Genomic DNA, 3,320 nt, shown 5'->3' with positions numbered 1-3,320 from the left:
CCCCAACCCGCCCCGGGCCCTCGCCCCGGTGACCGGCTGGGACGGGGCCTTCCAGCGACTGGACAAGGCCCTGCACGTCCTGCGCGGGGCCGTCCCGCGCCGGCTGCGCAGGGCGGCCATGAACACCGCCGCCCGCTGGATCATCGAGCGCCAGGAGAACGACGGCTGCTGGGGCGGCATCCAGCCCCCGGCCGTGTACTCGATCATCGCGCTCCACCTGCTCGGCTACGACCTGAACCACCCCGTGATGCGGGCCGGCCTGGAGTCGCTGGACCGGTTCGCCGTGTGGCGCGAGGACGGGGCCCGGATGATCGAGGCCTGCCAGTCCCCGGTGTGGGACACCTGCCTCGCCACCATCGCGCTGGCCGACGCGGGTCTGCCCGCCGACCACCCGCAACTGGTCAAGGCCGCCGACTGGATGCTGGGCGAGCAGATCGTGCGGCCCGGTGACTGGTCCGTGCGCAGACCCCATCTGCCGCCGGGGGGCTGGGCGTTCGAGTTCCACAACGACAACTACCCCGACATCGACGACACCGCCGAAGTGGTCCTCGCGCTGCGCAGGGTCGCCCACCACGACCCCGAGCGGGTGGACAACGCCATCGGGCGCGGGGTGCGCTGGAACCTCGGGATGCAGTCGAGGAACGGAGCCTGGGGCGCCTTCGACGTCGACAACACCAGCCCGTTCCCCAACCGGCTGCCGTTCTGCGACTTCGGCGAGGTCATCGACCCGCCGTCCGCCGACGTCACCGCGCACGTCGTGGAGATGCTCGCCGCCGAGGGCCTCGCCCACGACCCGCGCACCCGGCGCGGCGTCCAGTGGCTGCTCGCCGAGCAGGAGCCGAACGGCTCCTGGTTCGGCCGCTGGGGCGTCAACTACCTCTACGGCACCGGCTCCGTCGTCCCCGCGCTGACCGCGGCCGGGATCTCCGGCTCGCACCCGGCGATCCGGCGGGCCGTGGCCTGGCTGGAGTCGGTCCAGAACGACGACGGCGGCTGGGGCGAGGACCTGCGCTCCTACCGGGACGCCCGGGGGTGGAGCGGCCGGGGCGCCTCGACCGCCTCGCAGACGGCGTGGGCGCTGATGGCGCTGCTGGCGGCGGGCGAGAGGGAGTCGCGGGCCGTCGAACGCGGCGTCGAGTGGCTGGCCGCCACCCAGCGCGAGGACGGCTCCTGGGACGAGCCGTACTTCACCGGAACCGGCTTCCCCTGGGACTTCTCCATCAACTACCACCTCTACCGGCAGGTCTTCCCGCTCACCGCGCTCGGCCGGTACGTGCACGGAGAGCCCTTCGCCAGGAAGCCCCGCGCGGCGGGGGCCGCCACCGCGCGGGAGGACACCGGTCAGGAGCAGTCCCTCGCCGAGGCGAAGGGCAGCTGATGAGCGCCCGGCCCGCTCCGGCCCCGATGCTGATCGCCTGTGCGCTCGGCATCGAGCAGTTCGCCCTGCGCCCTTCCTCCGCACGGGACAGGGGGAGTGCGGGCGGGCCCGTCACGGTCCTGCGCACGGGCATGGGGCCGGCGGCGGCCGAGCGCTCCGTCACCCGGGTGCTCACCCATCCGGCCCTGCGCGGGGCGGCCGTGCTGGCCACCGGCTTCTGCGCGGGGCTCGCCCCCGGGATGCACCCCGGCGACCTGGTCGTCGCCGAGGAGGCCCGGGACCCGCGCGGCAGCGTGCCGTGCGTGGGGACCGAGCTGCTGGTGAAGGAGCTGGTGCGCACGGTGCCCGGGCGCACCGTCCACACCGGACCGCTCACCGGCTCCGACCACGTCGTCCGCGGTCACGAACGGTCCGACCTGTTCGCGACCGGCGCGATCGCGGCCGACATGGAATCGGCGGCCACGCTGCTGAGCGCCGTCCGCGTGGGTGAGCGCCCGGTTGCGGCCGTACGGGTGGTCGTGGACGCTCCGGAACACGAGCTGGTCCGGATCGGCACGGTGCGCGGTGGAATATCGGCTTTCCGTGTTCTTCGTTCCGTACTTCCGGCTTTCCATGAATGGCACCGTTCCTTGCTGCTCCCCAGGAGGTGAGCCAGATGGCCATGCCGCTGCGCCAGTCCATCAAGGTCGCTACATACTTGGCCGAACAGAAGCTCCGCCGGCGGGACAAGTTTCCGCTCATCGTCGAGCTGGAACCGCTCTTCGCCTGCAACCTCAAGTGCGAGGGCTGCGGGAAGATCCAGCACCCGGCCGGGGTGCTCAAGCAGCGCATGCCGGTCGCCCAGGCCGTGGGCGCGGTGCTGGAATCGGGTGCCCCGATGGTGTCGATCGCCGGCGGCGAGCCGCTGATGCACCCCCAGATCGACGAGATCGCCCGGCAGTTGGTGGCCAGGAGGAAGTACGTCTTCCTGTGCACCAACGCCGTGCTGCTGCGCAAGAAGATGGACCTGTTCACTCCCTCCCCGTACTTCGCGTTCGCGGTGCACATCGACGGGCTGCGGGAGCGGCACGACGAGTCCGTCGCGAAGGAGGGGGTGTTCGACGAGGCCGTGGCGGCCATCAAGGAGGCCAAGCGGCGCGGCTTCCGGGTCACCACCAACTCGACCTTCTTCAACACCGACACCCCGCAGACCGTCGTCGAGGTGCTCAACTACCTCAACGACGACCTCGAGGTCGACGAGATGATGATCTCGCCCGCCTACGCCTACGAGAAGGCCCCCGACCAGGAGCACTTCCTGGGCGTGGAGCAGACCCGCGAGCTGTTCAGGAAGGCCTTCGCGGGCGGCAACCGGCGCCGCTGGCGGCTGAACCACTCCCCGCTGTTCCTGGACTTCCTCGAGGGCAAGGTCGACTTCCCGTGCACCGCGTGGGCGATCCCGAACTACTCGCTCTTCGGCTGGCAGCGCCCCTGCTACCTGATGAGCGACGGGTACGTGCCGACGTACCGGGAGCTGATCGAGGACACCGACTGGGACCGGTACGGCCGGGGCAAGGACCCGCGCTGCGCCAACTGCATGGCGCACTGCGGCTACGAGCCCACCGCCGTCCTCGCCACCATGGGGTCCCTGAAGGAGTCGCTGCGGGCCCTGCGCGAGACCGTCTCCGGAAACCGGGAGTGAGGCCGTGACCGCTGTCTCCCTCGGAGTTCCCGAGATCCCCCCGCGGCCGCTCGCCGAGCGGCGGAAGAGCCGGCGGATCCAGGTCGGGTCCGTGGCGGTGGGCGGGGACGCCCCGGTGTCGGTGCAGTCGATGACGACGACGCGTACCGCGGACATCGGTGCGACGCTGCAGCAGATCGCGGAGCTGACCGCGTCGGGGTGCCAGATCGTGCGGGTGGCCTGTCCCACGCAGGACGACGCGGGCGCGCTGGCGGTGATCGCGCG

4 protein-coding genes are annotated in these 3,320 nt (G+C 71.8%); all 4 read left to right on the top strand.

Going from position 1 to position 3,320, the window contains the following annotated elements; translation table 11 throughout:
* Positions 1–1,378 (top strand): squalene--hopene cyclase (shc, locus tag B7L92_RS37230; RefSeq protein WP_081241548.1); only part of this gene is annotated, 1,378 nt, incomplete at its 5' end.
* On the top strand, positions 1,378–2,028 hold the full coding sequence (locus tag B7L92_RS37225) for a phosphorylase family protein (RefSeq protein WP_081241547.1): 651 nt from the start codon (positions 1,378–1,380) through the stop codon (positions 2,026–2,028). The genes shc and B7L92_RS37225, both read left to right, overlap by 1 nt.
* 5 nt (positions 2,029–2,033) lie before the next feature.
* Positions 2,034–3,056: an adenosyl-hopene transferase HpnH gene (gene hpnH, locus B7L92_RS37220; RefSeq protein ID WP_081241546.1), complete on the top strand. Its 1,023-nt coding sequence runs from the start codon at positions 2,034–2,036 to the stop codon at positions 3,054–3,056.
* Between the two features lie 4 nt (positions 3,057–3,060).
* Positions 3,061–3,320, top strand: a 260-nt coding sequence (locus B7L92_RS37215; RefSeq protein WP_159461093.1) for a flavodoxin-dependent (E)-4-hydroxy-3-methylbut-2-enyl-diphosphate synthase, incomplete at its 3' end; no start/stop codon positions are given.

This window comes from Streptomyces viridosporus (genome assembly GCF_002078235.1).
Lineage (GTDB): Bacteria > Actinomycetota > Actinomycetes > Streptomycetales > Streptomycetaceae > Streptomyces > Streptomyces viridosporus.
Note: the sequence above shows the minus strand (reverse complement) of the source record. Positions and strands in the feature narration are given on the sequence as shown.